The following is a 26583-nucleotide window of genomic DNA, read 5'->3' as shown; positions in this document are numbered from 1 at the left end:
CCTCGCGCCGGGGCCCGTGCCGGGCGCACTGTGCCGGGGGCCAGGCGCGGGTGCCGGGGGTGGCCAGGTACTACAGTCGCAGCCATGACCAAGTGGGAATACGCGACCGTGCCGCTTCTGGTGCACGCCACCAAGCAGATTCTGGACACCTGGGGCGAGGACGGCTGGGAGCTCGTCCAGGTCGTCCCCGGCCCCAACAACCCCGAGCAGCTGGTGGCCTACCTCAAGCGGGAGAAGCAGGCGTGAGCGCGCTCGAGGAGAAGCTGGAGGCGATGGGGCTGCGCCTGCCGGAAGTCGTCCCGCCGCTCGCCGCCTACCAGCCCGCCGTCCAGTCCGGCTCCTACGTCTACACCGCGGGCCAGTTGCCGCTGGTGGACGGCAAGCTGTCGGTCACCGGCAAGGTGGGCGCCGAGGTGACCGCGGAGGAGGCCAAGGAACTGGCCGCCACCTGTGCGCTGAACGCGCTGGCCGCCGTCAAGTCCGTCGTCGGTGACCTCGACCGGATCGCCCGGGTCGTCAAGGTCGTCGGCTTCGTCGCCTCGGCGAGCGACTTCACCGGCCAGCCCGGTGTGATCAACGGCGCGAGCGAGCTGCTGGGCGCGGCCCTCGGCGACGCCGGCGTGCACGCGCGGTCCGCGGTGGGAGTCGCCGTACTGCCGCTGGACGCGCCGGTCGAGGTGGAGATCCAGGTCGAGCTGAAGGCCTGACCGGACTCGCGAACGCACCGGGACGGCCCGGGCCCGCGGCGGAGCCCCCGCCGGCGGCCCGGGCCGTACTGCGACCCGTACCGTGCTGTCGTCAGGGCCGTGGTGCGATCCGGGCCGTACTGATGTACGGGGGGATACCATCCGGGCATGACCATGACGCGTGGTGGACAGTGGTTCCCGGCCTCCTGGCCCGACCGGATCAGGGCCCACGCCGAGGGCCGGCTGACCCCGGTCGAACCGAGGCGGGCGGCGACCGTCCTGCTGCTGCGCGACGCCCCTCGCGGCCCGCAGGTCCACATGCTGCGCCGACGCGCCTCCATGGCCTTCGCCGGGGGCGCGTACGCGTATCCGGGCGGCGGCGTCGACCCGCGCGACGAACGGCCGCTGGGCTGGGTGGGCCCGCCGCTGGCCGAGTGGGCGGCGCGGCTCGGCGTCGAGGAGCGGGTGGCCCAGGCCATCGTGTGCGCCGCGGTCCGCGAGATGTTCGAGGAGGCCGGGGTCCTGCTCGCCGGGCCGGACGGCTCGACGGTGGTGGCGGACACCACCGACGACGCGTGGGAGGCGGACCGCCGCGCGCTGGTCGCCCGCGAGGCGTCGTTCGCCGACGTGCTGGCCCGGCGCGGACTGGTGCTGCGCTCGGACCTGCTGGCTCCCTGGGCGCGCTGGATCACGCCGGAGTTCGAGGAACGGCGTTACGACACCTGGTTCTTCGTCGCCGCGCTGCCCGAGGGCCAGCGCACCCGTGACGTGTCCGGCGAGGCCGACCGCACCGCGTGGATGTTCCCCCGGGACGCCGTCGAGGGCTACGACCGGGCGGAGTTGCTGATGATGCCGCCGACCGTCGCCACCCTGCGCTCGCTGCTGCCGTACGCGACGGTGGCCGAGGCGGCCGCCGCGTCGGGCCAACGGGACCTGACGCCGGTGCTGGCCCGGGCCCGGCTGGTCGACGGCGAGGTCGAGCTGACCTGGCCGGGCCACGACGAGTTCACCAAGCACGTGCCGGCGAAGGCGGTCGGCGGCGGTGACGGCGTGCCCGGGGACGAACACCCCGCCGCAGACGGCGGTTCCGTGACGCGACGAGGAGCCGAGTGATGACGGCCGCGATACCCCCCGGCGCCCCCCGGCCCACGATCGGCGGGCCCGCCACCGAACGCGCGGTCTGCGTGCTGGCCCCCAACCCGTCGGCGATGACGCTGGACGGGACGAACACCTGGCTGCTGTCGGAGCCCGGTTCCGGGGTCGCGGTGGTCGTGGACCCCGGTCCGCTCGACGAGGGCCATCTGCGCCACGTCATCGCGACCGCGGAGGCCGCCGGCCAGCGGATCGGCCTGACGCTGCTGACCCACGGGCACCCCGACCACGCGGAGGGCGCGGCCCGCTTCGCCGAGCTGACCGGAACCCGGGTACGGGCGCTGGACCCGGCGCTGCGGCTGGGGGAGGAGGGGCTGACGGCCGGTGAGGGGATCACGGTGGGCGGCCTGGAACTGCGAGTCGTCGCCACGCCGGGCCACACGGCGGACTCCCTGTGCTTCGAGATCCCGGCGGACGCGGCGGTGCTGACCGGGGACACGGTGCTGGGGCGCGGTACGACGGTCGTCGCGCACCCGGACGGCCGGCTCGGCGACTACCTGGACTCGTTGCGCGCACTCCAGAGGCTGACGGTGGAGGGCGGCGTCGAAAAGATCCTCCCCGGCCACGGCCCGGTGCTCACGGACGCCAGGGGGGCGGTCGAGTTCTACCTGGCCCACCGCGCCAACCGCCTGGCCCAGGTCGAGACGGCGGTGGAGGAGGGCCACACGACCGCCCAGGCGGTCGTCTCCCAGGTCTACGCGGACGTGGACCGCACCCTGTGGCCGGCAGCGGAACTCTCCGTCCGGGCCCAACTGGACTACCTCCGCGAGCACGGCCTGATCTGAGGCGGGTGTTCGCGCCGGGGGCTGTTCTTTCCCCGGGGGCGTGAGGCGGAGCCTTCGGCCGGGGCGCGTGGCGGTCCTCCGGAGAGGCGGGCCCGCGCCGACGGCAGGGGACGGCGCCTCCCCGCTGAGGTCTGCGGCGATTGCCAGCGGGGACGTCGGGAGTGCCGACAGAGGCGCAGGGCGAGCCCCCGCAGGGTGCGGGCGGAGCCTTCCGCCGGGCAGGTGGCGGATCGTCGGCAGAGGTGAAGGAGCGGCGCCTCCCGGGGCGGACGCGGATCCCCCACAGGAGCGCCGGAGAACGGAGCCCCAGGCGTGTGCGCGGATCGCCCACAGGGCGCAGAGGGCGGGTCCCCCGCGGGTGCTCGGGCTGATCTCCCTTGCCGGAGCGGGCGGCGATAGCCGGCAGGGGGTGCAGGGGGCAGAGCCTCCAGGGGTGTGCGCGGATCGCCCACAGGGGTGCAGGGGGCGGAGCCCCCGCAGGGGTTTGGGGGCGGAGCCCCCATGAGAAAGGGCGGGTGGGTGGGGGGAAAACGAACCCACCCCAGCCACACCCGCCCACAAGAACCCGAAGGGCTACCGCGACCGCTTGGCCAGCCGCTCCACGTCCAGCAGGATGACCGCCCGCGCCTCCAGCCGCAGCCACCCGCGCCCCGCGAAGTCCGCCAGCGCCTTGTTCACCGTCTCGCGCGACGCGCCGACGAGCTGCGCCAGCTCCTCCTGCGTCAGGTCGTGCACGACGTGGATGCCCTCGTCGGACTGCACGCCGAACCGCCGCGACAGGTCGAGCAGCGCCTTGGCCACGCGCCCGGGGACGTCCGAGAAGACCAGGTCGGACATGTTGTCGTTGGTACGCCGCAGGCGCCGGGCGATGGCCCGCAGCAGCGCGACGGCGACCTCGGGGCGGGCGTTCATCCACGGCTGGAGGTCGCCGTGGCCCAGGCCCAGCAGCTTGACCTCGGTCAGCGCGGTCGCCGTGGCGGTGCGCGGGCCCGGGTCGAAGAGGGACAGCTCGCCGATCATCTCGGCGGGGCCCAGCACCGCGAGCATGTTCTCGCGCCCGTCGGGCGAGGTGCGGTGCAGCTTCACCTTGCCCTCGGTGACCACGTAGAGCCGGTCGCCCGGGTCGCCTTCGTGGAAGAGCGAGTCGCCACGCGCGAGCGTGACCTCCGTCATGGAGGCGCGCAGCTCAGCGGCCTGCTCGTCGTCGAGCGCCGCGAAGAGCGGTGCGCGCCGCAGAACGTCGTCCACGAGGTCTCTCCTTGTTGACTTCACCGTCCGGTTGGCAGTCCCCATCATGCCGGAAGGTAAAACAGTGCTATCGATCACAAGTGTGACCTATGACGGGGTGCCCGCGTGCGCGGGGGTCGCAATCCCGGCCGGACGACGGCCCTGATCCGGGCCGAACGGCTGTCGTCCACCGTGGTTGTCGGTGCGGAGGCTTAGGCTGGCCGGGTGCCTGATAGCCCAAGTGCGCAGAAGAAGCGGCAGGGTGGCGGGTCCGAACGGGTGACCGCCGCCCCGGATTCCGCTGTGAGCGAACAAGCCCCGAAGAAGGCGCCCGCGAAGCGCCCGGCGGCGGCCAGGAAGGCCGCATCCGCCAAGGCGGTGGCCAAGGACACGGCGCCCGCCGAGAAGGCGGCCCCCGCCAAGAAGGCGGCCCCCGCCAAGAAGGCCGCGGCCAAGAACACCGCCTCAGCCAAGAAGACGGTCCCGGCGGCCAAGAAGGCCCCCGCCGAAAAGGCCTCGGCCAAGAAGACGGCCCCCGCGGCCAAGAAGGCCCCCGCCGAAAAGGCCTCGGCCAAGAAGACGGCCCCCGCCGCCAAGAAGACCGCCGCCAAGAAGGCCTCGGCCAAGAAGCCCGCGCCCGCCGGAAAGGCGCCCGCCCCCGCCGCGACGTCCCGCAAGCCCGAGTCCCGGGTCGCGCTGGTGCGCCGGGCGCGCCGGATCAACCGGGAGCTGGCGGACGCCTACCCGTACGCCCACCCGGAGCTGGACTTCGAGAACCCCTTCCAGCTCCTGGTCGCCACCGTGCTGTCCGCCCAGACGACCGACCTGCGCGTCAACCAGACGACCCCCGCGCTCTTCGCGAAGTACCCCACGCCCGAGGACATGGCCGCCGCCGACCCCGAGGAGCTGGAGCAGATCCTGCGCCCGACCGGGTTCTTCCGGGCGAAGGCCAAGGCCGTGCTGGGGTTGTCCGCCGCGCTGCGCGACCGGTTCGACGGTGAGGTGCCGGGCCGGATGGAGGACCTGGTCACGCTGCCAGGCGTGGGGCGGAAGACGGCGAACGTGGTGCTGGGGAACGCGTTCGGGGTCCCGGGGCTGACGGTCGACACCCACTTCGGGCGGCTCGCCCGCCGCTTCGGGTGGACCGACTCCCAGGAGCCCGAGAAGGTCGAGCAGGACGTCGCCTCGCTCTTCCCCGAGTCCGAGTGGACGATGCTCTCGCACCGGCTGATCTTCCACGGCCGCCGCGTCTGCCACTCCCGCAAGCCCGCCTGCGGTGCCTGCGTGGTCGCGCCGCTGTGCCCGTCGTACGGGGAGGGCGAGACGGACCCGGACAAGGCCCGGAAGCTGCTGAAGTACGAGCTGGCGGGCGCCCCGGGCCAGCGCCTGAAGCCCCCGGCCGGGTTTCCCGGCCCGCCGGCGCCCCCGCTGGGCCAGTCCTCGCCGGGGCAGTCCCCGCAGGGGCAGGAGTGACGGGCGCGCCGGGTACGGACGTCACCGGGCTGCCGTCGTGGCTGGCCCCCCTGGTCGACGCGGCCGCCTCGGTGCGCCCGGAACAGCTGAGCCGCTTCCTGCCGCCGGACGGCGGGGGCCGGCAGTCCGCCGTCCTCGTGCTGTTCGGTGAGGGCGAGGGGGAGCGCGGGCCCGAGCTGCTGTTGCTGGAACGCGCAGGCTCCCTGCGTTCGCACGCCGGGCAGCCGTCGTTCCCCGGTGGCGCGCTGGACCCGGGGGACGGCGACCCGGAGGGCGAGGGCCCGGTGCGGGCGGCGTTGCGCGAGGCGCACGAGGAGACCGGCCTCGACCCGGCGGGCGTGCAGGTCTTCGGCGTACTGCCCCGGCTGTACATCCCGGTGAGCCGTTTCGTGGTGACGCCGGTGCTCGGCTGGTGGCGGGAGCGGACCCCGGTGCGGGCGGTCGATCCGGCGGAGACGGCACGGGTGTTCACCGTTCCGCTGTCGGACCTGGCCGACCCGGCGAACCGTACGACGGTCACACATCCGAGCGGCTTCCGGGGGCCCGCGTTCGCTGTCTGCGATGTCCTGGTCTGGGGGTTCACAGCCGGGTTGATCGACCGTATCCTGCACTTCTCCGGCTGGGAACAGCCCTGGGACCGGGGTAAGGAAGTCCCTCTGAGCGCCAACGCGTGAGACGGTGTTCCGGTGAACGCGCTGGACGTCCTGTTGTCGCTCGCCGCTGTGTGGTTCGCCGTGATCGGGTACCGGCAGGGCTTCGTCGTCGGCATCCTGTCGGTACTGGGGTTCCTGGGCGGCGGTCTGATCGCCATCTACGTGCTGCCCATGCTGTGGGACCAGGTGATGGGCACCGGCACCGAGCCGGGCACCGCCTCCGCCATCGCCGCCGTGGTGATAGTCATCGTGTGCGCCTCGGTGGGCCAGGCGTTCACCACCCATCTGGGCAACAAGCTGCGCACCCGCATCACCTGGTCGCCCGCCCGGGCCGTCGACGCGACCGGCGGCGCGCTGGTCAACGTGCTGGCGATGCTGCTGGTCGCCTGGCTGATCGGCTCGGCGCTGGCGGGCACCGCGCTGCCGACCATCGGCCGTGAGGTGCGCGCCTCGAAGGTGCTGACCGGCGTCTCCCAGATGATCCCCGAGCGCGCCGACATGTGGTTCGCCGACTTCTCCTCCGTCCTCGCGCAGAACGGCTTCCCGCAGGTCTTCACCCCGTTCTCCACCGAGCCGATCACCTCGGTCCCGGCACCCGACCCGGCGCTCGCGAACAGCGCGACGGCGACTCGGGCACGCCGCAGCATCGTCAAGGTGGTCGGGACCGCGCCCGGTTGCGGCAAGGTGATCGAGGGCTCGGGCTTCGTCTTCTCGCCGCACCACATCATGACCAACGCGCACGTGGTCGGCGGGGTCAGCGCCCCCACCGTGCAGATCGGCGGCGAGGGCAGGCTGTATCCGGCCAAGGTCGTGTTGTACGACTGGCAGCGCGACATCGCCGTGCTCGACGTGCCGTCACTCGACGCGCCCACGCTGAAGTTCGACATGTCGCCCGCGCACACCGGCGACGGTGCCATCGTCGCGGGCTTCCCCGAGAACGGCGGCTACAACGTCCAGGCGGCCAGGGTGCGCGCCCGCATCCAGGCGCACGGCCCGGACATCTACCGGCGCGGCAACGTCAGCCGTGACGTCTACTCGCTCTACACCGTCGTCCGCCAGGGCAACTCCGGCGGGCCGCTGCTCACCCCGGACGGCCGCGTCTACGGCGTCGTGTTCGCCAAGTCCCTGGACGACGACTCGACCGGCTACGCGCTCACCGCCCACGAGGTGCGTTCGGACATCACGGCGGGCAGGACGGCGAGCAGGCAGGTCGACACCCAGGGCTGCGCGCTCTAGGGGCGCAGCCGGGGCTGCGCCCTCCAGGGCTGTCCCCCGCGGGCTGCGCCCTCCAGGGTTGTCCCCAGGACTGCGCCCTTCAGCGGTCCGCGCTTCGGGGGAGCGCCTTGGTCAAGGGGTGCGGGCGGTGTGCCGCAGACGGGCGCCGACCCAGCGCGCCCGGCGGCGCAGGATGCGCGGCAGCGGCAGCAACTGCTCCCGGCCGGCCAGGGCCGCGGGAGGCGCGGGGCGTCCCGAGGCGGCGGTGCCGGGGTGGTTGCGTGATACGTCACGGTAGTCGTGCGTCCAGCCCATACCGAGCTACGTGCCCGGGCCTGATGGTCGATAACCGCCTCCCGCTGGGCCAATTGGCCTATGCGCGCGGCATGTGGCGTATCGTCAGACAGTCGTACGAGCGGGTGCCCGGGTCGTCTCAGCGGTCCGGCTCGGGGTCCTTCAGCCAGTTGACCAGCTCCGTCGAGAAGGCCACCGGGTCCTCCTCGTGCGGGAAGTGGCCCAGCCCGTCGAAGAGCCGCCAGCGGTAGGGCGCCTCCACGTACTCCCCGGAACCGGCCGCACTGCGGGTCCGCGACACCGGGTCCAGCGAACCGTGCAGATGCAGCGTCGGCACCCGCACCGGTCGTTTCATCCGACGGTAGAACTGCACGCCGTCCGGGCGCGCCATCGACCGCACCAGCCACCGGTACGGCTCGATCGAGCAGTGCGCGGTGGACGGGATCAGCATCGCCCTGCGGTACGTCTCCACCGCCTCCTCGTCCAGCGGCTTCGGCCCCGACCACTCCTGGACCAGCCGCCCGACCAGCGCCGCGTCGTCCGCCACCAGCCGCCGCTCGGGCAGCCAGGGCCGCTGGAACCCCCAGATGTACGAACTGTCGGCGGACTGCCGGAAGTCGGCCAGCATCGCGGACCGCCACCGGCGCGGATGCGGCATCGAGCACACCGCGAGCCGCCGCACCAGCTTCGGCCGCATCACGGCCGCCGTCCACGCGAGGTAGCCGCCCAGGTCGTGCCCGACGAGCGCGGCGTCCGGCTCGCCCAGCGAACGGATCACCCCGGTCACGTCCAGCGCCAGGTTCCCCGGGTCGTAACCGCGCGGGGTGCGGTCGCTGCCCCCCACGCCGCGCAGGTCCATGGCGACCGCGCGGAACCCGGCGTCGGCGAGCGCGACGAGCTGGTGCCGCCACGCCCACCAGAACTGCGGGAAGCCGTGCACCAGCAGCACCAGCGGGCCGTCACCCATCTCGGCGATGTGGAAGCGGGCACCGTTGGCCGCGACCTCGCGGTGCGTCCACGGGCCGTCGACGCGTACGCCTGTTGAGTCAGCCACCGTCATGCCGCAGAGCGTGTCACATCTGGCGCGACGGCGCGTCCTCCTCCGGTCGGTCTCGTCGGCCTCCGGCCGGTCAGGCGCTGCGTTCGACGGTCGCGCCCGTGGGCGTAACGGTCAGCTGCGGGTGCTCAGCGGAACCGACCTCACGGGGGTGCGGCTTGACGCTCTGCAGCGCCGCCGCGGTCTGCTTGACCGAGGAGATCGACTTCTCCGGCGGCTTGACCTTCTTGAACTTGGAGACCGCGAAGAGCGACAGCAGCCCGACCAGGAGCACGAGGGCACCGCCGACGATCAGGAACGACCAGGCCAGGCCCAGCCCGAGGTTGTGGATCCCGTACGCCGCCGCGAAGCAGAACATCGGCAGGGAGAACATCCCGAGCACGCCCGCGGCGGCTCCCGCGCCGCCGCCGATGCCGGCCCGCTTGACGTCCTGCCGCAGTTCGGCCTTGGCGAGCGCGATCTCGTCATGGACGAGTGCGGACATCTCCGCCGTCGCCGCCGCGACCAGCTGGCCGAGGCTCCGCTCGTCGGCCTGGTCGGATGCGCTCATCGCGTCCCTCCGTCGTGTTGTCGGTTCCCGCGGCACGGGTCTCCCCGCTCTCCCCGCATCGATGCATCGATCATGCCGGACCATCGTCCCCGTTCGTCACGCGCCCGGCCAGTTCTGCGAGGCGGCGGTGCTCGGCGGCCTTCGCCTCCAGCACTTCGGCCATCCGCAGGTGGTACTCCGGGCGGTCGCTCACGTAGACGTCGGGGATGCCGTCCTCGTCGTCGTCGCGCTCCTCCTCCGCGCACAGCCCGCGGTACCTGGCGTTGCGCAGCTTCAGCAGGACGCAGGCCACGGTGGCCGCTATCACCGAGCCGACCAGCACCGCGGCCTTGACCTCCGCGGCCAGCACCGGATCGCCGGGGAAGGCGAGTTCACCGATGAGCAGCGAGACGGTGAAGCCGATCCCGGCGAGGCACGCCACGGCGAACACGTCCGCCCACGCCAGCTCCGGGTTCAGCTCCGCCCTGGTGAAGCGGGCCGCCAGCCACGAGCCGCCGAAGATGCCGACCGCCTTGCCGACGACCAGCCCGAGGACCACGCCGAGCGTCTCCGGGCTGGTGAAGACCCCGCGCAGCGCGCCGCCGGACAGCGACACCCCGGCGGCGAACACCGCGAACAACGGCACGGCCACCCCCGCCGACAACGGCCGTACCAGGTGCTCGACACGCTCGGCCTGCGACGGCGGCGTCTTGGCCAGGGGGCCCGGGCCTGACCCTTCCGCGCTGCCGTGGCCCGTCGCCGGCACGTCGCAGCGCAACATCAGGCCCATCGCGACGCCGGCGATCGTGGAGTGCATACCGCTCGCGTGCATCGCCGCCCAGATCACCAGCGCCAGCGGCACGTACACGTACCACCCGCGCACCCGCCTGCGCAGCAGCACCCAGAAGACCACCAGGCCGGCGACGGCCAGGCCCAGCGCGGGAAAGTGGATCGTGGAGGTGTAGAAGACCGCGATGATCAGGATGGCGAGCAGGTCGTCCACCACGGCCAGCGTCAGCAGGAACGCCCGCAGCGACGACGGCAACGCGGTCCCGATCACGGCCAGCACCGCCAGCGCGAACGCGATGTCGGTGGCGGTCGGCACCGCCCACCCTTTCAGGTCGCCGCCGCTCGTTGCGTTGACGACGAGGTAGACCAGCGCGGGCGTCACCATGCCGCAGACGGCTGCCACGACCGGCAGCGCGGCGGCGGACGGCTCCCGCAACTCGCCCGCCACCAGCTCGCGCTTCAGCTCGATCCCGGCGACGAAGAAGAAGAGGGTGAGCAATCCGTCGGTGGCCCAGGCCGCGACGCTCAGGTGCAGGTGCAACGCGGCGGGCCCGAAGGCGAAGTCCCGCACGGTGTCGTAGCCGTGGCTGAGCGGGGTGTTGGCGAGGACCAGCGCCAGCACGGCCGCGACCAGCAGCAGCACCCCGCCGACCGTCTCGGTGCGCAACGCGTCCGCCACGAAGTTCCGCTCGGGCAACGGCAGGAGGCCGAGGAAGACGGAACGTCGGTGGGACTGCGTCACGAGGGTCGGCCTCCAGGTCTGTCACCGGGCGTACGCGGGGTCGCGTACGCCGTGCCGACCAGACTTCCCGGCGCACCGTCGAAACTCTGCCGCGACCTTGACGCGGCGCCCCCAGCTTAACCGGAACGGGTGAGGGCGTCCCCTGTCCGGCGAGGGAACGGGTGAGGGGGCCCGGGCGCGGCCCGGCGCGGCTGGAACGGACGCGGGGCGTCCGGCGCGGCCTGGCACGGCAGGTACGAGCGAGGGGTGCCCCGGCGCGGTCGCCGGACACCCCTCATCTCGTCGCGTTGGCGCGTTGGCGCGGGCCGTCGTGTCGCGGCCTGGGCGTCAGTCCTCGCTGGACGCGGTCGGCAGCTTGGTCTGGATGAGGTCCATGACCGTGCTGTCGGTGAGGGTGGTGACGTCGCCCAGCTCGCGGTTCTCCGCGACATCGCGCAGCAGCCGTCGCATGATCTTGCCGGAACGGGTCTTCGGCAGCTCGGCGACGGTCAGGATGCGCTTGGGCTTGGCGATCGGCCCGAGCGCCTTGGCGACGTGGTCCCGCAGTTCCGCCGTCAGCTCGTCGCTGTCCTGAGCGCTGCCGCGCAGGATGACGAACGCGACGATGGCCTGCCCGGTCGTGGGGTCCGTCGCTCCGACGACCGCCGCCTCGGCGACTTTGGGGTGCGAGACGAGGGCGGACTCGACCTCGGTGGTGGAGATGTTGTGCCCCGACACCAGCATCACGTCGTCGACCCGGCCGAGCAGCCAGATGTCGCCGTCGTCGTCCTTCTTCGCTCCGTCACCCGCGAAGTACCGCCCCTGGAAGCGCGACCAGTAGGTGTCGAGGTACCGCTGGTCGTCGCCCCAGATCGTGCGCAGCATGCCGGGCCACGGCTCGGTGAGCACCAGATAGCCGCCCGAACCGTTCGGCACCTCACGGCCCTCGTCGTCCACGACGGTCGCCGCGATCCCGGGCAGCGGGGTCTGCGCCGAACCGGGCTTGGTGGCCGTCACGCCCGGCAGCGGGCTGATCATCATGCCGCCGGTCTCGGTCTGCCACCAGGTGTCCACGATCGGGCACCGGTCCCCGCCGATGTTCTTGCGGTACCACATCCACGCCTCGGGGTTGATCGGCTCGCCCACACTGCCCAGCACCCGCAGGCTGGACAGGTCGAAGCGCGCCGGGATCTCCTCGCCCCACTTCATGCAGGTGCGGATCGCGGTGGGAGCCGTGTAGAAGAGCGACACCCGGTGCTTGCCGATGATCTCCCACCAGCGGCCCTGGTGCGGGGTGTCCGGCGTGCCCTCGTAGATCACCTGGGTCGCCCCGTTCGACAGCGGCCCGTAGACGATGTAGGAGTGCCCGGTCACCCAGCCGATGTCCGCGCTGCACCAGTACACGTCCGTCTCGGGCTTGAGGTCGAAGACGGCGTGGTGGGTGTAGCTGACCTGGGTGAGGTAGCCACCGCAGGTGTGCAGGATGCCCTTGGGCTTGCCCGTCGTGCCGGACGTGTAGAGGATGAACAACGGGTGCTCGGCGCCGAACGCCTGCGGCTCGTGCTCGGCGGACTGCGCCTCGACCACCTCGTGCCACCACACGTCGCGCCCCTCGTGCCAGGCGACGTCCTGCCCGGTGCGCCGCACGACCAGCACGCTGCGCACCCGCCCGGCGCCCGGCCGGGTGAGCGCCTCGTCCACCGCGGGCTTGAGCGCGGACGGCTTGCCGCGCCGCCAGCCGCCGTCCGCGGTGATCACGACCCGGGCGTCGGCGTCGTCGATGCGGGTGGCCAGCGCCTCCGCCGAGAAGCCGCCGAACACCACCGAGTGCGGCGCGCCGATACGGGCGCAGGCCAGCATCGAGATCACCGCCTCGGGGATCATCGGCAGGTAGATCGCGACCCGGTCGCCCTTCTCCACCCCCAGCCCGGTCAGCGCGTTGGCCGCCTTGCACACCTCGTCCTTGAGCTGGGCGTAGGTGAGGTCCCGGGTGTCACCGGGCTCGCCCTCGAAGTGCAGCGCCACGCGGTCCCCGAGCCCCGCCTCCACGTGCCGGTCCACGCAGTTGTACGCGACGTTCAGCTCACCGTCCGCGAACCACTTGGCGAACGGCGGATTCGACCAGTCCACCGTCTGCTTCGGTTCGGTCGCCCAGCTGAGCCTGCGCGCCTGCTGCGCCCAGAAGGCCGGCCGGTCGGCGGCGGCCCGCTGGTACACCTCGGAGGTCACGTTGGCGGCGGCGGCCAGCTCGGGCGGGGGCGGGAAGCGCCGCTCCTCGCGCAGCAGGTTCGACAACGTTTCGTCGGACACCATCACTCCTGGGGACTGGTTCGTGCTGTGCGGTCGGGTACCGCCGGTCGGTGCTGCGGGCTTCAGGACAACGGCCAGGTGGGCACCACAGAACGCTTCCACGTCGAGTTCGTCACGACGGCGAACGACGCGTACCAGGCGATGACCGCGGTGATCAGCCCGACCCAGCCGCCGGCCTTGGCCAGGTTGGGCGACTGCGCGAACTCGCCCGCCGCCAGGAGGATGTACGTCACCGTCAGCGCCACGAAGACCCCGAGCACGGCCCCGTTGACACGCATCGCCGCGACCGTCATGTACAGCGTGAAGATTCCCCAGACCAGCAGGTACAGGCCGGTCGCCTCGTGCGCGGTGGCCAGCGGCAGCGTCGGCGCCACGTACCGGGCGAAGAACGCGTACGACAGCCAGAACGCGCCGTAGGAGGTGAAGGCGGTCGCGCCGAAGGTGTTGCGGTTGCGGAACTCCCACATGCCGGCCAGCAGTTGGGCCAACCCCCCGAAGGTCAGCGCCAGCGGCAGCACGACGGCCGCGAGCGTGGCGCTCATGAGGTTGGCGTTGAAGAAGCTCAGGACGAACGTGGTGGTGGCGAACGCGCCCAGACCCAGCGCCGCCGGATCGGCGATGCCGGTCCCGGTGGTCGCCGCGGGCGGCGGGCTCGACGGGGTCTCGGGAACGGCGGGCGGAACGGTACCGGCCATGGCTGGCCTCCTGTCTCGTCGGGAACTTCGGCTCGTCGGGGGTCGTCGGGTTCAGGTCGTCGCGATCCACGGACGCGCGGTGTCACGGCTGCTCACGAGCGGGCGTGCGCGCGGGCGCGGGCCGGACGGCGTACGGGTCGCGCCGCCGCCGCGGAACCGCGGGCCCCCGCGTGGACAGCGGCGCCCGGCGGTCACGCTAGGAACGCGACACACGGGCAACGAGGGGACCCGCCACCGGGCGTCGCCGAACGGTCACTCCGGTGCGGCGAACGGTCCTGACACACCGACAGGAGTGAAGACGCGGTACGGGTGGTTGACGCACGCGGTGGGCCCCCTCCGGCACAGCGGCGGCTCAATTAGACTCCGGCGCCATGCTGCGCGTGCTGGCCGTGGACGACGAGGTTCCCGCGCTCGGGGAACTGCTCTATCTGCTGCGCGCGGACCCGCGGATCGCCCGGGCCGACGGCGCGACCGACGCCACCGACGTGCTGCGCCGACTCGGCCGCGCCCCGGGCGACGGCTTCGGCGGTCCGGATCCGTACGGGTCCACCGGCGGCACGCGGCACGGGAGCCACGCGGCCGGCGCGGGCGGCGGCGCGTACGGGGACAGGGCGTGCGCAGGGGGCGCGTACGGTGGCGGAGCGGAGGGCGGCGGAGCGGACGGGCCGGGGGCGTTCGACGCGGTCTTCCTCGACATCCGGCTGCCGGGCCTCGGCGGCCTTGACCTGGCCCGGCTGCTGGGGCGCTTCGCCCGGCCGCCGCTGATCGTCTTCGTCACCGCCCACGAGGAGTTCGCCGTACGGGCCTTCGACCTGGAGGCGGTCGACTACCTGCTCAAGCCGGTCCGCCGCGAACGTCTCGCGGAGGCCGTGCGCAGGGTCGACGAATTGGTGCACGGCACACCGGTGACGGCCCGCGGCGCCCCCGCGGACGAGGTGATCCCGGTCGAACTCGGCGGCGTCACCCGCTTCGTGCGCCCCGGCGAAGTGACGTACGCGGAGGCGCACGGCGACTACGCTCGGCTGCACACGGTCGGCGGCACGGGCGGCCACCTGGTGCGTGTCGCGCTGTCCGCGCTGGAGGAGCGGTGGCGCGAGCGCGGGTTCGTCCGGGTGCACCGCCGCTATCTGGTGGCGCTGTGGGCCATCGACGAACTGCGCACGGACGGCGGCAACATGAGCGTGAGGGTGGGCGGCGAACGGCTGTCGGTGAGCCGCCGCCACGCCCGCGAGCTGCGCGACCTGCTGGTGCGCGGCGGCGCGGGACACCGCGTGCGGGGCGGCAGTTGACGGGCGGCCCGGCGCGGCGGGAGGTGGTCACCGGCGGCCGTGGCGAGCCGTCGTACGGTCTCCCGGGTGCGGCGGGGCGGACGGACGCCGGGCCGTCCGCGCCGGACGACGCGCGTCTGCGTGCCCTGGTGCGGGCGCAGTTGCGCACCGCCCTGACCGCCGCGGCCGCCCTCGCGGTGCCGCTCGGCACGCTGCCCCTGCTGCTGGACCGGGTACCGGCCGTCTCCCGGGCCCGGATCGGCGGTGTGGCCCTGACCTGGCCGCTGCTGGGCGTCGTGGGCTATCCGCTGATGTACCTCATCGGCCGCTGGTACGTCGCCCGGGCCGAGGCCAACGAGGCCCGGCACCAAGCCGATCGCTGCCCGCCGGGGCGCCTGACCCCGCGCCTCGACGGTGACGGCGGTCCACGGTGAGCGGCGCGTACGGCGTCGTGGCGGTCGCCCTGGTGGCGCTGGCCACCGTGCTGATCGGCGCCCTCGGCCTGCGCGTCTCGCGCACCACCGACGACTTCTACGTCGCGTCCCGCACCGTGCGGCCCGGACTCAACGCGGCGGCCATCAGCGGCGAGTACCTGTCCGCCGCGTCCTTCCTGGGCATCGCGGGCCTGGTCCTGGCGCACGGCGCGGACATGCTCTGGTACCCGGTCGGCTACACGGCCGGATACCTCGTGCTCCTGGTCTTCGTTGCGGCCCCGCTGCGCAGGTCGGGCGCTTACACCCTGCCGGACTTCGCGCAGGACCGGCTGGAGTCGGTGGCGGTGCGCCGGATCGCCGCGGTCCTGGTCGTCGGGATCGGCTGGCTGTACCTGCTGCCCCAACTCCAGGGCGCGGGGCTGGCGTTGCGCACGGCGACCGGGGCGCCGCGCTGGGCCGGTGGAGCCGTGGTGTCGCTCGTGGTCGCCGCCAACGTGGCCGCGGGCGGCATGCGCAGCGTCACCCTCGTCCAGGCGTTCCAGTACTGGCTGAAGCTGACCGCGCTGCTGGTGCCCGTCGTCTTCCTGCTGCTGGTCTGGCACGGCGACGGCAGCCCCGGCGCACCGGCCGCCGTCCACGCGGCGGTCACCGGCGGCGGCACCGGGCCCCATCCCCTGTACGCCACCTACGGGCTGATCCTCGCCACCTTCCTCGGCGCGATGGGCCTGCCGCACGTCGTCGTGCGCTTCTACACCAGCCCGCACGGCCGCGCCGCCCGCCGCACCACCCTGGTGGTCCTCGTCCTGGTCGGCGCCTTCTACCTGCTGCCGCCGCTGTACGGCGCGCTGGCCCGGGTCTACGCGCCCGACCTGGCCGCCACCGGGGACCCGGACGCGGCGGTGCTCGTGCTGCCGCAGCGCATGATCGGGGGCACCGGGGGAGAACTGCTGGGGGCGCTCCTGGTCGGCGGGGCGTTCGCGGCCTTCCTGTCGACCTCCAGCGGGCTGACCGTCTCGACGGCGGGGGTGCTGGCCCAGGACGTGCTGCCCTCGGTCGGGGCGCGGTCGTTCCGCTGGGCCGTGCTGCTCGCGATGGCCGTGCCGGCCGCGCTCACCCTTTCGGCGGCCGGTCCGCCGGTGGCCGACACGGTCGGGCTGGCCTTCGCGGTGGCCGCCTCGTCGTTCTGCCCCCTGCTGCTGCTGGGCATCTGGTGGCGCGGGCTGACCCCGCCGGGCGCCGCCGCGGGCATGCTGGCGGGCGGCGGCCTCGCGCTGGGCGCGGTCGCCGCCACGATCGCCGGGTGGCCCCGCCACGGCTGGCCGCAGGCCCTGATGGCGTGGCCCGCGCTCTGGTCGGTCCCGGCGGGCTTCGCCACCATGACCGCGGTCTCGCTCGCCACCCGCCGCGCGATCCCGCCCGGCACCACGGCTGCCATGCACCGGCTGCACGGCCCGGAGCCCGTGCTGCCGACGCCCCGCGGACCGGCGGGCGTCCCGCGTCCGTGGCGCCGGGCGGGCCGGTGAGCGGCCAGGCGGGGGTCCCACTCGCCGTCTGCGCGCTCGTCTGCGGGGGCGCCGCCGTCCTGGGCGCGGTGCTGGGCCGGCTGGCGGGGGCGGGGGAGCCGCGGCGTCAGGCGGGCAGGTCCGCGGTGGGCTGCGTGGCGGCGGCGGCCAGTGAACCGTTGCGGAACGGCCTGGGGGAGGCGGCGGCACGCAAGGCGGTGCGCGCGCTGCGGCCCGCGCTGGACGCCGTCGCCGTCTGCCTCACCGACACGCACGCCGTGCTGGCGTGGGACGGCCCGGACGAGGGCCGGCGCGCCGAGGTGATGCGGCACGTCCGCCGGGCGCTGGACGAAGGTCGCACGGTGACCACGGCACCGGCACCGGCACCGGCCCCAGGTGGGCGGGGCCGCCACACCGGCACCGGGGACCACCGGGACGGTGACGCCTACGGCGCCGTGCTCCGGGTCGTCGCGGCCCCGCTCGTGGTGGAGGGCAGGGTGCTCGGCGCGCTGGCCGTCCACGTCCGTGCGGACGCGGCCGACATCGCGCCGGACGTCGCCGAGGCGGCCCGATGGTGTTCGGCGCGGCTGGAACTGGCCGGGCTCGACGCGTTGCGCACGCGGCTGCGCAACGCCGAGACGCGAGCGCTGCGGGCGCAGATCTCCCCGCACTTCATCTTCAACTCGCTGGCCGCCATCGCCTCCTTCGTCCGGACCGACCCGGAACGGGCCCGCGAACTCCTGCTGGAATTCGCCGACTTCACGAGGTACTCGTTCCGCTCCAGCGGCGACTTCACCACACTCGCGGAGGAACTTCACTCCATCGAGCGGTACTTGGCCCTGGTACGCGCCCGCTTCGGCGACCGGCTCGCGGTGACGCTGCGGATCGCGCCGGAGGTGCTGCCCGTCGCGCTGCCCTTCCTGTGCCTGCAACCCCTCGTGGAGAACGCCGTCAAGCACGGCGTCGAGGGCCGAGCCGACCACGGCCGCGTCACCATCACCGCCGCCGACGAGGGCGCCCAGGCGCGCGTGGTGATCGAGGACGACGGCGCGGGCATGGACCCGGTCCGGCTGCGCGCGGTCCTGCGCGGCGACGGCGGCCCCCGCACCGGCATCGGCCTGGCCAACGTCGACGAGCGGCTGCGCCAGACCTACGGCGCCGCGTACGGCCTGGTCATGGAGACCGCGCCGGGCGCGGGCATGAGGATCACCGTGCGCATCCCGAAGTACCGCCCCGGTGTCCGAGCCGCGCCCGCGGACGCCGCCGCGCCGCCCTGGCCCGCCTGACGCGCCCGCGGCCGGAGCGTCCCGCGCTCACGCGCCGCTGGCGACGGCCGGGCTGGCCAGGCCCGCCAGCATGCGGTCCAGGACCAGCCCGGCCTCCTCACGGGCCCGGGCGGTGTCCTCGGAGCGCGCGATGTACAAGCTGGCCTCGGAGATCAGCGCGGCCAGCATGCGGGTCAGCGGCGCCACCGGCAGGTCCTCGATCCGGCCCTCCTGGATCGACTCTGTGAGCGCCTCCGCGAGCAGCAGGTAGCCGTGCTGCTCCACCAGCGCGTCCCAGGCACTGTGCCCCAGCACGGCCGGCCCCTCGATGAGCACGATCCGCTGGAAGTCGGCGTCCGTGCACGCGTCCAGGAACGACTGGAACCCGCTGCGCAGCAGCTGCCAGGCGTCACCGGGATGCGCCTCGGCCCTGCGGGTCTCCTGCTCGACCAGTCGCTCCGCCATCTCCTGCGCGCACTCCGCCATGACCGCGCGGAACAGGTCCGCCTTGTCGCGGAAGTGGTGGTAGAGCGCACCCCGCGTCACCCGGGCGGCCCCCACGATGTCCTCCGTGCCGGTCGCCGCGTACCCGCGCTCGGCGAACAGCGTCCTGGCCGCCTCCATCAGGGCGCGCCGGGTGTCGGTGACGTGCTCGGTGCGGCGGCTGGCCCGCCCGCCGGGGAATCGGGGTCCCTTCATACGTACATCCTGTTCCATACAGACTGTATGTTGGTAGGGGTAGAGGGGATCGGCCTTCGCACCACCGGTCCCCGCCGCACCGGCCAGAGCCCGCGGCGGCTCGGGAACGGAGACGCGATGGGACTCCCGCTCAACCTCACCGTCAAGATGGGCACCTATCTGGTCAAGCAGAAGCTGCTGCGCCGGGAGAAGTTCCCGCTCATCGTCGAGGTGGAACCGCTCTTCGCCTGCAATCTCAAGTGCAACGGCTGCGGCAAGATCCAGCACCCCGCCGGAGTGCTGAAGAAGCGGATGCCGGTGGCGCAGGTGATCGGAGCCGTGGAGGAGTGCGGCGCCCCGATGGTGTCGCTGGCCGGTGGCGAGCCGCTGATGCATCCCCAGATCGACGTGATGACCCGGGAGCTGCTCTCCCGCGGCAAGTTCGTCGTGCTGTGCACCAACGCGGTGCTGCTGCCCAAGCACCTCCACAAGTTCCGCCCGCACCGCAACTTCGCCTGGATGGTGCACATCGACGGACTGCGCGAGCGGCACGACGAGTCGGTGAGCAAGGAAGGCGTCTTCGACCAGGCGATCGAGGCCATCCGGCAGGCCAAGGCGGCGGGTTTCGCCGTCTACACCAACTCGACGTTCTTCAACAACGACAGCCCGCAGGACGTCATCGAGGTGCTGGACTACCTCAACGACGAGCTGAAGGTCGACCGGATGGAGATCTCCCCGGGCTACGCGTACGAGAAGGCGCCCGACCAGGACCGCTTCCTCGGCGTGGAACAGACCCGCCAGCTGTTCCGCAAGGCGTTCGGCGAAGGGCGCCGCCGCAAGTGGCGACTGAACCACTCCGAGCTGTACCTGGACTTCCTCGAAGGGCGCACGGACTTCGAGTGCACCCCCTGGGCGATCCCGTCGTACTCCCTGTTCGGCTGGCAGCGGCCCTGCTACCTGATGTCCGACGGGTACGCGGAGACCTACCAGGAGCTGCTGGAGGAGACCGACTGGGACAAGTACGGCCGGGGCAAGGACCCGCGGTGCGACAACTGCATGGCGCACTGCGGCTACGAGCCGACGGCCGTACTGGCCACGATGGGCTCCCTGAAGGAGTCGCTGCGGGCCGTCACGGCGCACTGACCCCCGGTTCTCCACGATCTTCCCCGACCGCCCGGCCAGGTGGTGGGAGGCGCGGCGAGGCCGCAGCCGCGCGGGGCACCCGCCCCACCCGCACCGGCCGGGCCCTGACCACCGTCGGCGACGGCGGGGGAGCGCCACTCCCCGCCGCCCCGGCGACGGGCCCGGACGGCCCCGCGCAGCTACCGCCGTCCCGATCCGCTCTCCCGGGCGTCGTCGCGCCGTGCGGTGCCAGTGCCGCCGCCCTCGGCCCGCTCCCCGGTCGTACCGCCGCCCCGCGCCTTCTCGCGCTGGGCCGCCGCCCGGGCCTTCTCCGCCATCTCCTTGGCCTTGCGCTTGAACTCGTCGCGCTTGAGGTCGTCCCCGGCAGCCATGTCCGTACCTCCTGAGAACTCAACGCTACGGGCGCCACCAGGCTGGCACGCGGCGCCGCCCGGCGCATGTCGTACGTATGCGTACGGGCGGACGTTCACGCGGGCCCGCGCGCCGGGTGTGCGGGCGGGGACGGGCGCGCGGATGCCCCGGCGGGCGGTCGCCGGGGCATCCGGGTGGAGTGGGGCGTGAGGCCGTCAGCGCACGGTGACGTCGAAGACCGCGGAGACGGTGCTTCCGCTGACCATGCGCAGCTGGTTCTTGCCCTTCAGACCCAGCTCGACGCGGAGCGAGTAGGCGCCGGAGCGGGTCACGGTGGTGCTGGCCGGCAGGGTGACCCACTTGCCGTGCTGGACCTGCTGGAGGGTCACCTTGCTGCCCGCCTTGAGGCCGGTGGCGGTGCCGGTCACCCGGAACTGCTGCCAGGCCTTCACGGTGGTGACCGAGGGCTTGGCGGTGAGCGACGCGCGGGCCGCGGTGACGGCCGCCTGGTGGTGCGCGGCGGGAGTCGCGGCCATCGCCGTGGTGCCGGCCAGCGCGAGGGTGACGGCGCCCATCGCACCGACGGCGGCCAGACGCAGCGAGTTCCGCTTGGTGACGATCATGTCGAGTCCTTTTCACTGAGAACTTCATGGTTCGCGCCGTTATCCGCTCATCCGGGCTGATTGGCGCGGTCTCAGGTGGTTAGACGGCGCACACAGGAAAATCGTTGCGGCCTGCTATGTCACTGTCTTGTAATAGGCGCGGCGGAGGTCGCCGGGTGGTGTGAGCGGGGTCGAACAGACGTGAGCCGGGCCCCCGGAGCGGGTGAACGCGCGGGGCCTCGTGTGACCCGCTCCGGGCCCCGGCGTTGTTGGTGCATGACCACCATGACGATGTACTGGAGGCCGCTCAGGAAGCGGGAAGAATCGATTCCGCGCATCCCTGACGCGCCCATCTACGAAGCGCTGGCCCAAGGTTGGGTCCTGGCTGGGCGGAGCGTCCCGGCTCGTGACGACGTGGAGTGGGCGGAACTGGCCGGGCAGGCTCCCTGGCCGGTCGCCGACGACGCGCGCTAGCCACCTGCGCCCCGAGGCCGGGTCCCGGCCCGCTGCCCCCGGCGCCGGGTTCCGGCCCGCCCGCCCCCGCCACCTGCTCCGCACCCGCTCGCGCGTCCCGCAAACCTCCCGGCCGCCCTCGTCCGCCTATCGCATGAACTCCCCCGGCGTGTCGGCGTGCGCCGGCACGTCCCGGGACAGGCTGCGGCACAGGGGGCCGGACCGCGTCGGTGCGGACGCCGCGCCCCGGGGGAGCGGCACGCCGTGGTGACCGGCGTGCCCACAGGGAGCACGCAGGAGGGGGCGGTGCCGCTGTGCGCTGGCCGAGTCATGCCTCACGACGACCGGGTGGTCCCGCGCGGTCGTGGAACGAACGCCGTCGGCGCCTTCCGGCACCCGGCAGGCGCCGCGGACGGGCGGTGCGACTGTTGATCCGGGGGGCACCGGCGCTGCTGCTGGGCTGCGTCATCGTGCTGGCGGCCGGGACCGCGGGCGCGGCGCTCGGCTGGCCCGGCGGCGGCTCGCCCGTGCCGATGCCGCGCATGCCCAGGATGAGCGGGCTGCCGACCCGGATGCCCGCGATGCCCCGGCACGGCCCGGCGCCGCGGGTCGCACACGGGAGCGCGGTGCGCACGCCCGCGTCCCGCCGTGGCCAGGCCGCACCGCATGACGGGTTCCCGTACGGCGGGATGCCGCGCGGGGACGCCAGGTTCCGGCTGCCGGGACTCGCGGCGGCCCGGGCAGCGGTGCGCTGCCCGCACGGCATCGGGTTCGCCGTCGCCGTCCACGGCGGACCGCTTGGCTGCGAGGTCGCCGTGCGCCGGGTGGCGTGCGCACCGTTGCTCGTGGTCGACGTGGGTGGCGCCGAAGCCGTCGTGCGCACCCGGGGCGACGCCTCGGAGCTGCGGCGGCTGACCGGGCTTGCCGACCACGACTGCCGCAGGCCCGTCCCGCCCGCGCCGCGGCCGACACCCCGGCCGCGGCCGGTCGCGCCGCCCAGGCCCGCGCCGCCCAGGCCCGCGCCGCACATGCCGCCGCCGAGCCCCGCGCCGACGCCCGCGCCGCGCCTGGTCGCCCTCCCGGTGCCGAAGCCAGCCGCGCCTCCGACGCCCAGGCCCACGCCGACGGCGCGCACGGCGTACCTGCGGATGACGCCGCAGGCGCAAAGTCCCGCAGGGGGCGGGATGAGCACGCCCGCCGCGCTCTTCCTCGTCCTGCTTCCGGCCGCCGTGGCCGCCGTCGCCGCGGGCGCCCGCGCGATGTCCCGTTCCCGGTGATCGTCCACCCCGCCGGCGGCCGCCACCTCGGCCACCGGTGATCTCCCGAGGAGAACCCTTGTCCCATCTGCTCAGCACCGTAGCGATCGTCGCGGGCGGCGCCCTGGTGGCCGCCGTCTGCGTCGTCCTCAAGCACCGCTTCTTCCCGCTCAAGGCGGACGACGAGCCGAGTGACGACGTCGCCGAGTACATCTCGATGATGGTCGGCGTGATCTACGCGCTCGTCCTGGGCCTGGCCCTGGTCTCGGTGTGGGACACCCACTCCAGCGCAGAGTCCGACATCTCCACCGAGGCCGGCGCGTTGCACCAGGTCTACCTGCTCAGCGACGCCCTGCCGCCCGCCGGCCAGCAGGAGATCCGCACCACCGTCAACGCCTACGCCCACCAGGTGACCGCCGTCGAGTGGCCCCGGATGGCCAAGCACGAGTCACTCGGGCCCGCCGGGTGGCAGTTGCTGGACAAGCTGCGCGACACCTACGAGACGGCGCCGGCCGCCAACGCCACGTCCGCCCAGCAGAACGCCGGGCAGGAGGCCATCTCCCAGCTCTCCACGCTGGACCAGGCCCGCAGGGGCCGTGCGAGCGACGCGCAGAGCAGCCTGTCGGACGTGCTGTGGGCGGGCATGTTCGTCGGCGGCATCCTCACGCTCGCGTTCATGTTCGTCTTCGGGGTTCAGCGCAGTGGGAGCCATCTGGTGATGGCGATGGTGCTCGGCGGGTTCATGGTCTTCCTGATCCTGCTCATCCAGCAGCTCAACCAGCCGTTCAGCGGAGTCTTCGCGGTCGGCAAGAGCGCCTTCACCAGCTACTTCCCGGTATGAGGCCCGGCCGCGGCGCGGCACCCCGCCGCGTGCGGCCGTCCACGCCTCAGTAGTGCCCGCTGATCAGGGAGAACAGCCCGCCCTCCGGGTCGCGCAGCCCCGCGACCCGGCCGTAGGCGGAGTTCTCCGGCTCACCGGTGATCTCGCCGCCGAGTTTGGCGGCGAGTTCCACCGTGGCGTCCACGTCCTGGACCGAGAAGTACACGTGCCACCGAGGCCGCACCCGGGGGTCGGCCGCCGCCTCCGTGCCGCCGCCGGACAACGCGGCGACGCTGTGCCCGTCGACCCGCAGCACGACCCGGTCGTGCTCCCAGACCACCTCGTACCGCTGGGGATCGGCGTCGTCCCACGCGAACACGCCTCCGTAGAAGAGCGCGGAGGCGAAGGCGTCACGGGTGCGCAACTGGATCCAGACCGGGGCGCCTATGGGCTGGGAGCGCTGCGGGCGGCCCTGCGCGCCCTCCCAGACGCCGAACGAGGCGCCCGCCGGATCGGCGGCCAGCGCCAGCCGGCCGGCGTCGAACTCCAGCGGCCCCACCGCCACCGTCCCGCCCCGCTCGCGGATCGCGTCGGCGGTGCGGTCGGCGTTGTCGGTACCGAAGTAGGTGGTCCACGCGACCGGCAGCTCCCAGCGGGCCGCCACCGCGCCGATGCCCGCGACCTCCCAGTCACCGGAGTGCACCCGCAGATAAGGCCCCCAGCGCTCCGGCCCGGGCTCGAAGTGCCAGCCGAACAGCGGGCCGTAAAAGCCCGTGGCCGCGTCGAGGTCGCGCGCCATCAGGCTCACCCAGCAGGGAGCCCCCGGCACGCACTCCTTCGGCATTCCGGTCACGTCAGCACACTCCCGACCGCGGGCGGGCAATCCGGTACACAGGCCCCAAGGGCCGCGTACAGCTTAAGCCCGCTCCCAGGGCGCCGCGCGACTCCGTCCCCCGGGCGGGCGGCCGGGCGCCCTCGCGTCCGGCCGCCCGGCTCCCGCGGGCAGGCTCAAAGGCGGCGGGGCGGAGTCATCTCGTGGGTCTTGAGCGGATCGGTGACCGCGACCGGCGCGATGATCTCGTCGATCCGCTTCAGCAGCTCCGCGTCCAGCCGCACGCCCGCAGCCTTCGCGTTCTCCGTCACCTGCTCGGGCCGGGAGGCGCCGACGATCGCGGCGCAGACACCCGGCTGCCGCAGCACCCAGGCGACCGCCAGCTGGGCGAGCGACAGGCCCGTCTCTTCGGCCAGCGGGCGCAGCCGCGCCACGCGTTCGAGCACCTCGTCGCGCAGGAAGCGGCCGATCATGTCGGCGCCGCCCTTGTCGTCGGTGGCGCGCGATCCGGCGGGCGGCTGCTTGCCCGGCTGGTACTTGCCGGTGAGCACGCCCTGCGCGATCGGCGACCAGACGATCTGACCGATGCCCAACTCCTCGCACGCGGGGACCACTTCGGACTCGATGACCCGGTACAGCATGGAGTACTGCGGCTGGCTGGAGACCAGGGGCACCCGCAGCTCGCGGGCGAGGGCGTGCGCCCGCCGGATCTGGTCGGCGGTCCACTCGGAGACCCCGATGTAGTGCGCCTTGCCGGCCCGCACCACGTCGGCGAAGGCCTCCATCGTCTCCTCCAGCGGGGTCGACAGGTCGAAGCGGTGCGCCTGGTAGAGGTCGACGTGGTCGGTCTGGAGGCGGCGCAGCGAGTTGTCGATGGACTCCATGATGTGCTTGCGCGACAGGCCGCGGTCGTTGTGGCCGGGGCCGGTCGGCCAGAAGACCTTGGTGAAGATCTCCAGCCCTTCGCGGCGTTCGCCCTTCAGGGCGCGGCCGAGGACGGATTCGGCGCGGGTGCCGGCGTAGACGTCGGCGGTGTCGAAGCTGGTGATCCCGGCGTCGAGCGCCGCGCGCACGCACGCGGTCGCGGCGTCCTCCTCCACCTGGGAGCCGTGGGTGAGCCAGTTTCCGTAGGCGATCTCGCTGATGACCAGGCCGCTGCGGCCGAGGTGACGGTATTCCATGGTGGTTCAATCTAGAACGAGCCGACCGAGGTCGGGTCGTCAGCGGCGCCCGGGTGTCCGGCCGCCGGGGTTGCCGGGACGCCCGGGGGTCCGGGTGGCCGGAGGCGTACGGGAGGAGAGCCATGGCCGTGGTGGAGCAGCCCGCGGAGTCGTCGATCCCGGTCGGGGACGGCCGTCTGCACGCCCTGCGGTTCGGTGACGGACCGCGGATCGCGCTCGCGGCGCACGGCATCACCGGCTCGGCGCTCGCCTTCCGCGCCGTGGCCCGCCTGCTGCCCGCCGACTGGACCCTGGTCGCCGTCGACCTGCGCGGCCGGGGCGGCAGCGCCGGGGAGCCCGGGCCCTACGGGCTGGCGCGGCACGCCGAGGACCTGTGCGCGGCGGCGCGGCATCTGGGCGGCGGCGCCCCCGTCACGCTGACCGGGCACTCCATGGGCGCCTACGCGGCCGTGCGCGCCGCCGCCGCTCGCCCCGAACTCTTCGACCGCGTCCTGCTGGTGGACGGCGGGCTCCCGCTGCCGGTCCCGGCGGGTGCCGACCTCGACGCGCTGCTCGACGCCTCCCTCGGCCCGGCGATCGCACGGCTAGGGATGACGTACGAGAGTCCGGACGCCTACGTGGAGTTCTTCCGGGCCCACCCCGCGCTGGGGCCGCACTGGAACGGCGACGTCGAGGCGTACGTCCGCGCCGATCTGACCGGTCCCGAAGGGCGGTTGAGGTCCCGGGTGCGGCCGGAGGCGGTCCGCGTCGACGGCCGGGACCTGCTCGCGTCGGCGGCCTCGCTCGGCGAGGACCTCCAACGGCTAGCGGTGGACGCCCTGTTGGCCTACGCGCCACTCGGCATGTTCGGCGAGGCGCCCGGGATGCTTCCGCAGGAACTGGTCGCCGCGTGGCGCGAGAGGGCTCCGGGACTGCGTACCGAACTGGTTCCGGGAGCCAATCACTACACGATCCTGATGGGCACCGGGGCCGAGGTGGTGGCGCGGAGGCTCACCGAGGGCTGGTGAGCCGCCGGGCCGCGAGCGGCGCGGTCCTTCACGCCGGCAGCGCGCGTCCCGAGCGGGCCGGCCGGCGGCCGTCCAGCCGGGAGACCTCGACGGGCCGCCCGAAGCCGTCGCTCGGGCGGGCCCCGTCCACGCGGCGGGCACGCCTGCTGCGGGACTCGCCCACGTACCGGTGACAATGCCGGTGCGCGCGGCGGGCGTTGGGTAC

At 73.6% G+C, this 26583-nt stretch carries 28 protein-coding genes; 16 read left to right on the top strand and 12 right to left on the bottom strand.

Going from position 1 to position 26583, the window contains the following annotated elements; genetic code table 11:
- The first annotated feature begins 84 nt into the window (after nucleotides 1-84).
- The 4 genes from CK485_RS26955 to CK485_RS26940 all read left to right on the top strand — a co-directional run bounded on the left by CK485_RS26955 (nucleotide 85) and on the right by CK485_RS26940 (nucleotide 2623).
- Nucleotides 85-246: a DUF4177 domain-containing protein gene (locus CK485_RS26955; protein ID WP_003975360.1), complete on the top strand. Its 162-nt coding sequence runs from the start codon at nucleotides 85-87 to the stop codon at nucleotides 244-246.
- A complete protein-coding gene (locus CK485_RS26950) occupies nucleotides 243-707 on the top strand; it encodes a RidA family protein (protein ID WP_109454548.1) in 465 nt (154 codons plus the stop codon). Before CK485_RS26955 ends, CK485_RS26950 begins: the two co-directional genes overlap by 4 nt.
- Nucleotides 708-854: 147 nt before the next feature.
- Nucleotides 855-1799, top strand: coding sequence for an NUDIX hydrolase (locus CK485_RS26945; RefSeq protein WP_109454547.1), 945 nt, complete (start codon nucleotides 855-857; stop codon nucleotides 1797-1799).
- Nucleotides 1799-2623: an MBL fold metallo-hydrolase gene (locus CK485_RS26940; RefSeq protein ID WP_109454546.1), complete on the top strand. Its 825-nt coding sequence runs from the start codon at nucleotides 1799-1801 to the stop codon at nucleotides 2621-2623. Before CK485_RS26945 ends, CK485_RS26940 begins: the two co-directional genes overlap by 1 nt.
- 573 nt (nucleotides 2624-3196) lie before the next feature.
- Here CK485_RS26940 and CK485_RS26935 read toward each other — a convergent pair.
- Nucleotides 3197-3871 (bottom strand): Crp/Fnr family transcriptional regulator, encoded by a 675-nt coding sequence (locus CK485_RS26935; protein ID WP_109454545.1) that lies wholly within the window; start codon nucleotides 3869-3871, stop codon nucleotides 3197-3199.
- A gap of 357 nt (nucleotides 3872-4228) precedes the next feature.
- Here CK485_RS26935 and nth point away from each other — a divergent pair, with 357 nt between their 5' ends.
- Genes nth through CK485_RS26920 form a run of 3 tightly spaced genes read left to right on the top strand, consistent with a single transcriptional unit; the run spans nucleotide 4229 to nucleotide 7212 of the window.
- A complete protein-coding gene (gene nth, locus CK485_RS26930) occupies nucleotides 4229-5323 on the top strand; it encodes an endonuclease III (RefSeq protein WP_109454781.1) in 1095 nt (364 codons plus the stop codon).
- A complete protein-coding gene (locus CK485_RS26925; protein ID WP_109454544.1) occupies nucleotides 5320-5997 on the top strand; it encodes a CoA pyrophosphatase in 678 nt (225 codons plus the stop codon). The genes nth and CK485_RS26925 overlap by 4 nt, the downstream gene beginning before the upstream one ends.
- Before the next feature lie 12 nt (nucleotides 5998-6009).
- A complete protein-coding gene (locus CK485_RS26920) occupies nucleotides 6010-7212 on the top strand; it encodes a MarP family serine protease (protein ID WP_109454543.1) in 1203 nt (400 codons plus the stop codon).
- A 111-nt stretch (nucleotides 7213-7323) separates the two neighbouring features.
- Here the strand turns inward: CK485_RS26920 and CK485_RS26915 are convergent, their stop codons facing one another.
- From CK485_RS26915 to CK485_RS26890, 6 genes are all read right to left on the bottom strand, one after another.
- Nucleotides 7324-7506: a hypothetical protein gene (locus CK485_RS26915; protein ID WP_109454542.1), complete on the bottom strand. Its 183-nt coding sequence runs from the start codon at nucleotides 7504-7506 to the stop codon at nucleotides 7324-7326.
- A 118-nt stretch (nucleotides 7507-7624) separates the two neighbouring features.
- Nucleotides 7625-8545, bottom strand: a complete 921-nt coding sequence (locus tag CK485_RS26910) for an alpha/beta hydrolase (RefSeq protein WP_109454541.1) — start codon at nucleotides 8543-8545, stop codon at nucleotides 7625-7627.
- Between the two features lie 70 nt (nucleotides 8546-8615).
- Nucleotides 8616-9092, bottom strand: coding sequence for a phage holin family protein (locus CK485_RS26905; protein ID WP_109454540.1), 477 nt, complete (start codon nucleotides 9090-9092; stop codon nucleotides 8616-8618).
- Between the two features lie 70 nt (nucleotides 9093-9162).
- Nucleotides 9163-10602 (bottom strand): Na+/H+ antiporter NhaA, encoded by a 1440-nt coding sequence (gene nhaA, locus CK485_RS26900; RefSeq protein WP_109454539.1) that lies wholly within the window; start codon nucleotides 10600-10602, stop codon nucleotides 9163-9165.
- Between the two features lie 327 nt (nucleotides 10603-10929).
- Nucleotides 10930-12891 carry an acetate--CoA ligase gene (gene acs, locus CK485_RS26895; RefSeq protein ID WP_109454780.1) on the bottom strand — a complete coding sequence of 654 codons (1962 nt, stop codon included), beginning with the start codon at nucleotides 12889-12891 and terminating at the stop codon, nucleotides 10930-10932.
- Nucleotides 12892-12953: 62 nt separating this feature from the next.
- The gene (locus tag CK485_RS26890; protein WP_109454538.1) at nucleotides 12954-13586 is read right to left on the bottom strand and encodes an acetate uptake transporter family protein; all 633 of its coding nucleotides are present in this window, start codon (nucleotides 13584-13586) and stop codon (nucleotides 12954-12956) included.
- Between the two features lie 371 nt (nucleotides 13587-13957).
- Between CK485_RS26890 and CK485_RS26885 the strand changes: the two genes are divergently transcribed.
- From CK485_RS26885 to CK485_RS26870, 4 genes are read left to right on the top strand one after another with little or no spacing between them, the layout of a single operon-like run.
- Complete coding sequence (locus CK485_RS26885; RefSeq protein WP_241968635.1) at nucleotides 13958-14875, top strand: LytTR family DNA-binding domain-containing protein; 918 nt, start codon at nucleotides 13958-13960, stop codon at nucleotides 14873-14875.
- Nucleotides 14872-15288, top strand: coding sequence for a hypothetical protein (locus tag CK485_RS26880; RefSeq protein WP_109454537.1), 417 nt, complete (start codon nucleotides 14872-14874; stop codon nucleotides 15286-15288). Before CK485_RS26885 ends, CK485_RS26880 begins: the two co-directional genes overlap by 4 nt.
- Entirely contained in the window at nucleotides 15285-16811 is a 1527-nt protein-coding gene (locus tag CK485_RS26875) for a cation acetate symporter (protein ID WP_109454536.1), read from the top strand. Before CK485_RS26880 ends, CK485_RS26875 begins: the two co-directional genes overlap by 4 nt.
- A complete protein-coding gene (locus CK485_RS26870; protein ID WP_109454778.1) occupies nucleotides 16808-18076 on the top strand; it encodes a histidine kinase in 1269 nt (422 codons plus the stop codon). The genes CK485_RS26875 and CK485_RS26870 overlap by 4 nt, the downstream gene beginning before the upstream one ends.
- Nucleotides 18077-18103: 27 nt before the next feature.
- Here CK485_RS26870 and CK485_RS26865 read toward each other — a convergent pair whose 3' ends face one another.
- The gene (locus CK485_RS26865; RefSeq protein WP_109454535.1) at nucleotides 18104-18754 is read right to left on the bottom strand and encodes a TetR family transcriptional regulator; all 651 of its coding nucleotides are present in this window, start codon (nucleotides 18752-18754) and stop codon (nucleotides 18104-18106) included.
- Nucleotides 18755-18871: 117 nt separating this feature from the next.
- Between CK485_RS26865 and hpnH the strand changes: the two genes are divergently transcribed.
- Nucleotides 18872-19876 carry an adenosyl-hopene transferase HpnH gene (gene hpnH, locus CK485_RS26860; RefSeq protein ID WP_109454534.1) on the top strand — a complete coding sequence of 335 codons (1005 nt, stop codon included), beginning with the start codon at nucleotides 18872-18874 and terminating at the stop codon, nucleotides 19874-19876.
- 179 nt (nucleotides 19877-20055) lie between these two features.
- Here hpnH and CK485_RS26855 read toward each other — a convergent pair whose 3' ends face one another.
- The gene (locus tag CK485_RS26855; RefSeq protein ID WP_109454533.1) at nucleotides 20056-20247 is read right to left on the bottom strand and encodes a hypothetical protein; all 192 of its coding nucleotides are present in this window, start codon (nucleotides 20245-20247) and stop codon (nucleotides 20056-20058) included.
- 195 nt (nucleotides 20248-20442) lie between these two features.
- Nucleotides 20443-20850 carry a hypothetical protein gene (locus CK485_RS26850; RefSeq protein ID WP_109454532.1) on the bottom strand — a complete coding sequence of 136 codons (408 nt, stop codon included), beginning with the start codon at nucleotides 20848-20850 and terminating at the stop codon, nucleotides 20443-20445.
- A 255-nt stretch (nucleotides 20851-21105) separates the two neighbouring features.
- Here CK485_RS26850 and CK485_RS26845 point away from each other — a divergent pair, with 255 nt between their 5' ends.
- The 3 genes from CK485_RS26845 to CK485_RS26830 all read left to right on the top strand — a co-directional run bounded on the left by CK485_RS26845 (nucleotide 21106) and on the right by CK485_RS26830 (nucleotide 23379).
- Nucleotides 21106-21303 (top strand): hypothetical protein, encoded by a 198-nt coding sequence (locus CK485_RS26845; protein WP_241968634.1) that lies wholly within the window; start codon nucleotides 21106-21108, stop codon nucleotides 21301-21303.
- A 398-nt stretch (nucleotides 21304-21701) separates the two neighbouring features.
- Nucleotides 21702-22559 (top strand): hypothetical protein, encoded by an 858-nt coding sequence (locus CK485_RS28865; protein ID WP_158288251.1) that lies wholly within the window; start codon nucleotides 21702-21704, stop codon nucleotides 22557-22559.
- A 58-nt stretch (nucleotides 22560-22617) separates the two neighbouring features.
- The gene (locus CK485_RS26830; RefSeq protein ID WP_109454529.1) at nucleotides 22618-23379 is read left to right on the top strand and encodes a DUF4239 domain-containing protein; all 762 of its coding nucleotides are present in this window, start codon (nucleotides 22618-22620) and stop codon (nucleotides 23377-23379) included.
- Between the two features lie 46 nt (nucleotides 23380-23425).
- Here CK485_RS26830 and CK485_RS26825 read toward each other — a convergent pair whose 3' ends face one another.
- On the bottom strand, nucleotides 23426-24202 hold the full coding sequence (locus CK485_RS26825) for a VOC family protein (RefSeq protein WP_241968666.1): 777 nt from the start codon (nucleotides 24200-24202) through the stop codon (nucleotides 23426-23428).
- A 164-nt stretch (nucleotides 24203-24366) separates the two neighbouring features.
- Complete coding sequence (locus CK485_RS26820; protein WP_109454527.1) at nucleotides 24367-25371, bottom strand: aldo/keto reductase family protein; 1005 nt, start codon at nucleotides 25369-25371, stop codon at nucleotides 24367-24369.
- Nucleotides 25372-25493: 122 nt separating this feature from the next.
- Here CK485_RS26820 and CK485_RS26815 point away from each other — a divergent pair, with 122 nt between their 5' ends.
- Nucleotides 25494-26378: an alpha/beta hydrolase gene (locus CK485_RS26815; RefSeq protein ID WP_109454526.1), complete on the top strand. Its 885-nt coding sequence runs from the start codon at nucleotides 25494-25496 to the stop codon at nucleotides 26376-26378.
- The last annotated feature ends 205 nt before the right edge of the window (nucleotides 26379-26583 follow it).

This window comes from Streptomyces sp. ICBB 8177, assembly GCF_003144095.1.
Taxonomy (GTDB): domain Bacteria; phylum Actinomycetota; class Actinomycetes; order Streptomycetales; family Streptomycetaceae; genus Streptantibioticus_D.
The sequence above is the reverse complement of the archived record's forward strand: the minus strand, read 5'-3'. Positions and strand labels throughout refer to the sequence as shown.

What these genes read in the sequence shown, in the direction of transcription:
- CK485_RS26910 (WP_109454541.1), bottom strand. Translation starts at nt 8,545, where the DNA reads ATGACGGTGGCTGACTCAACAGGCGTACGCGTCGACGGCCCGTGGACG.
- CK485_RS26955 (WP_003975360.1), top strand. Translation starts at nt 85, where the DNA reads ATGACCAAGTGGGAATACGCGACCGTGCCGCTTCTGGTGCACGCCACC.
- CK485_RS26945 (WP_109454547.1), top strand. Translation starts at nt 855, where the DNA reads ATGACCATGACGCGTGGTGGACAGTGGTTCCCGGCCTCCTGGCCCGAC.
- CK485_RS26855 (WP_109454533.1), bottom strand. Translation starts at nt 20,247, where the DNA reads ATGGCTGCCGGGGACGACCTCAAGCGCGACGAGTTCAAGCGCAAGGCC.
- CK485_RS26940 (WP_109454546.1), top strand. Translation starts at nt 1,799, where the DNA reads ATGACGGCCGCGATACCCCCCGGCGCCCCCCGGCCCACGATCGGCGGG.
- CK485_RS26825 (WP_241968666.1), bottom strand. Translation starts at nt 24,202, where the DNA reads ATGCCGAAGGAGTGCGTGCCGGGGGCTCCCTGCTGGGTGAGCCTGATG.
- CK485_RS26905 (WP_109454540.1), bottom strand. Translation starts at nt 9,092, where the DNA reads ATGAGCGCATCCGACCAGGCCGACGAGCGGAGCCTCGGCCAGCTGGTC.
- CK485_RS26915 (WP_109454542.1), bottom strand. Translation starts at nt 7,506, where the DNA reads ATGGGCTGGACGCACGACTACCGTGACGTATCACGCAACCACCCCGGC.
- CK485_RS26820 (WP_109454527.1), bottom strand. Translation starts at nt 25,371, where the DNA reads ATGGAATACCGTCACCTCGGCCGCAGCGGCCTGGTCATCAGCGAGATC.
- CK485_RS26850 (WP_109454532.1), bottom strand. Translation starts at nt 20,850, where the DNA reads ATGATCGTCACCAAGCGGAACTCGCTGCGTCTGGCCGCCGTCGGTGCG.
- CK485_RS26890 (WP_109454538.1), bottom strand. Translation starts at nt 13,586, where the DNA reads ATGGCCGGTACCGTTCCGCCCGCCGTTCCCGAGACCCCGTCGAGCCCG.
- CK485_RS26865 (WP_109454535.1), bottom strand. Translation starts at nt 18,754, where the DNA reads ATGAAGGGACCCCGATTCCCCGGCGGGCGGGCCAGCCGCCGCACCGAG.
- CK485_RS26885 (WP_241968635.1), top strand. Translation starts at nt 13,958, where the DNA reads ATGCTGCGCGTGCTGGCCGTGGACGACGAGGTTCCCGCGCTCGGGGAA.
- CK485_RS26815 (WP_109454526.1), top strand. Translation starts at nt 25,494, where the DNA reads ATGGCCGTGGTGGAGCAGCCCGCGGAGTCGTCGATCCCGGTCGGGGAC.
- CK485_RS26845 (WP_241968634.1), top strand. Translation starts at nt 21,106, where the DNA reads ATGACCACCATGACGATGTACTGGAGGCCGCTCAGGAAGCGGGAAGAA.
- hpnH (WP_109454534.1), top strand. Translation starts at nt 18,872, where the DNA reads ATGGGACTCCCGCTCAACCTCACCGTCAAGATGGGCACCTATCTGGTC.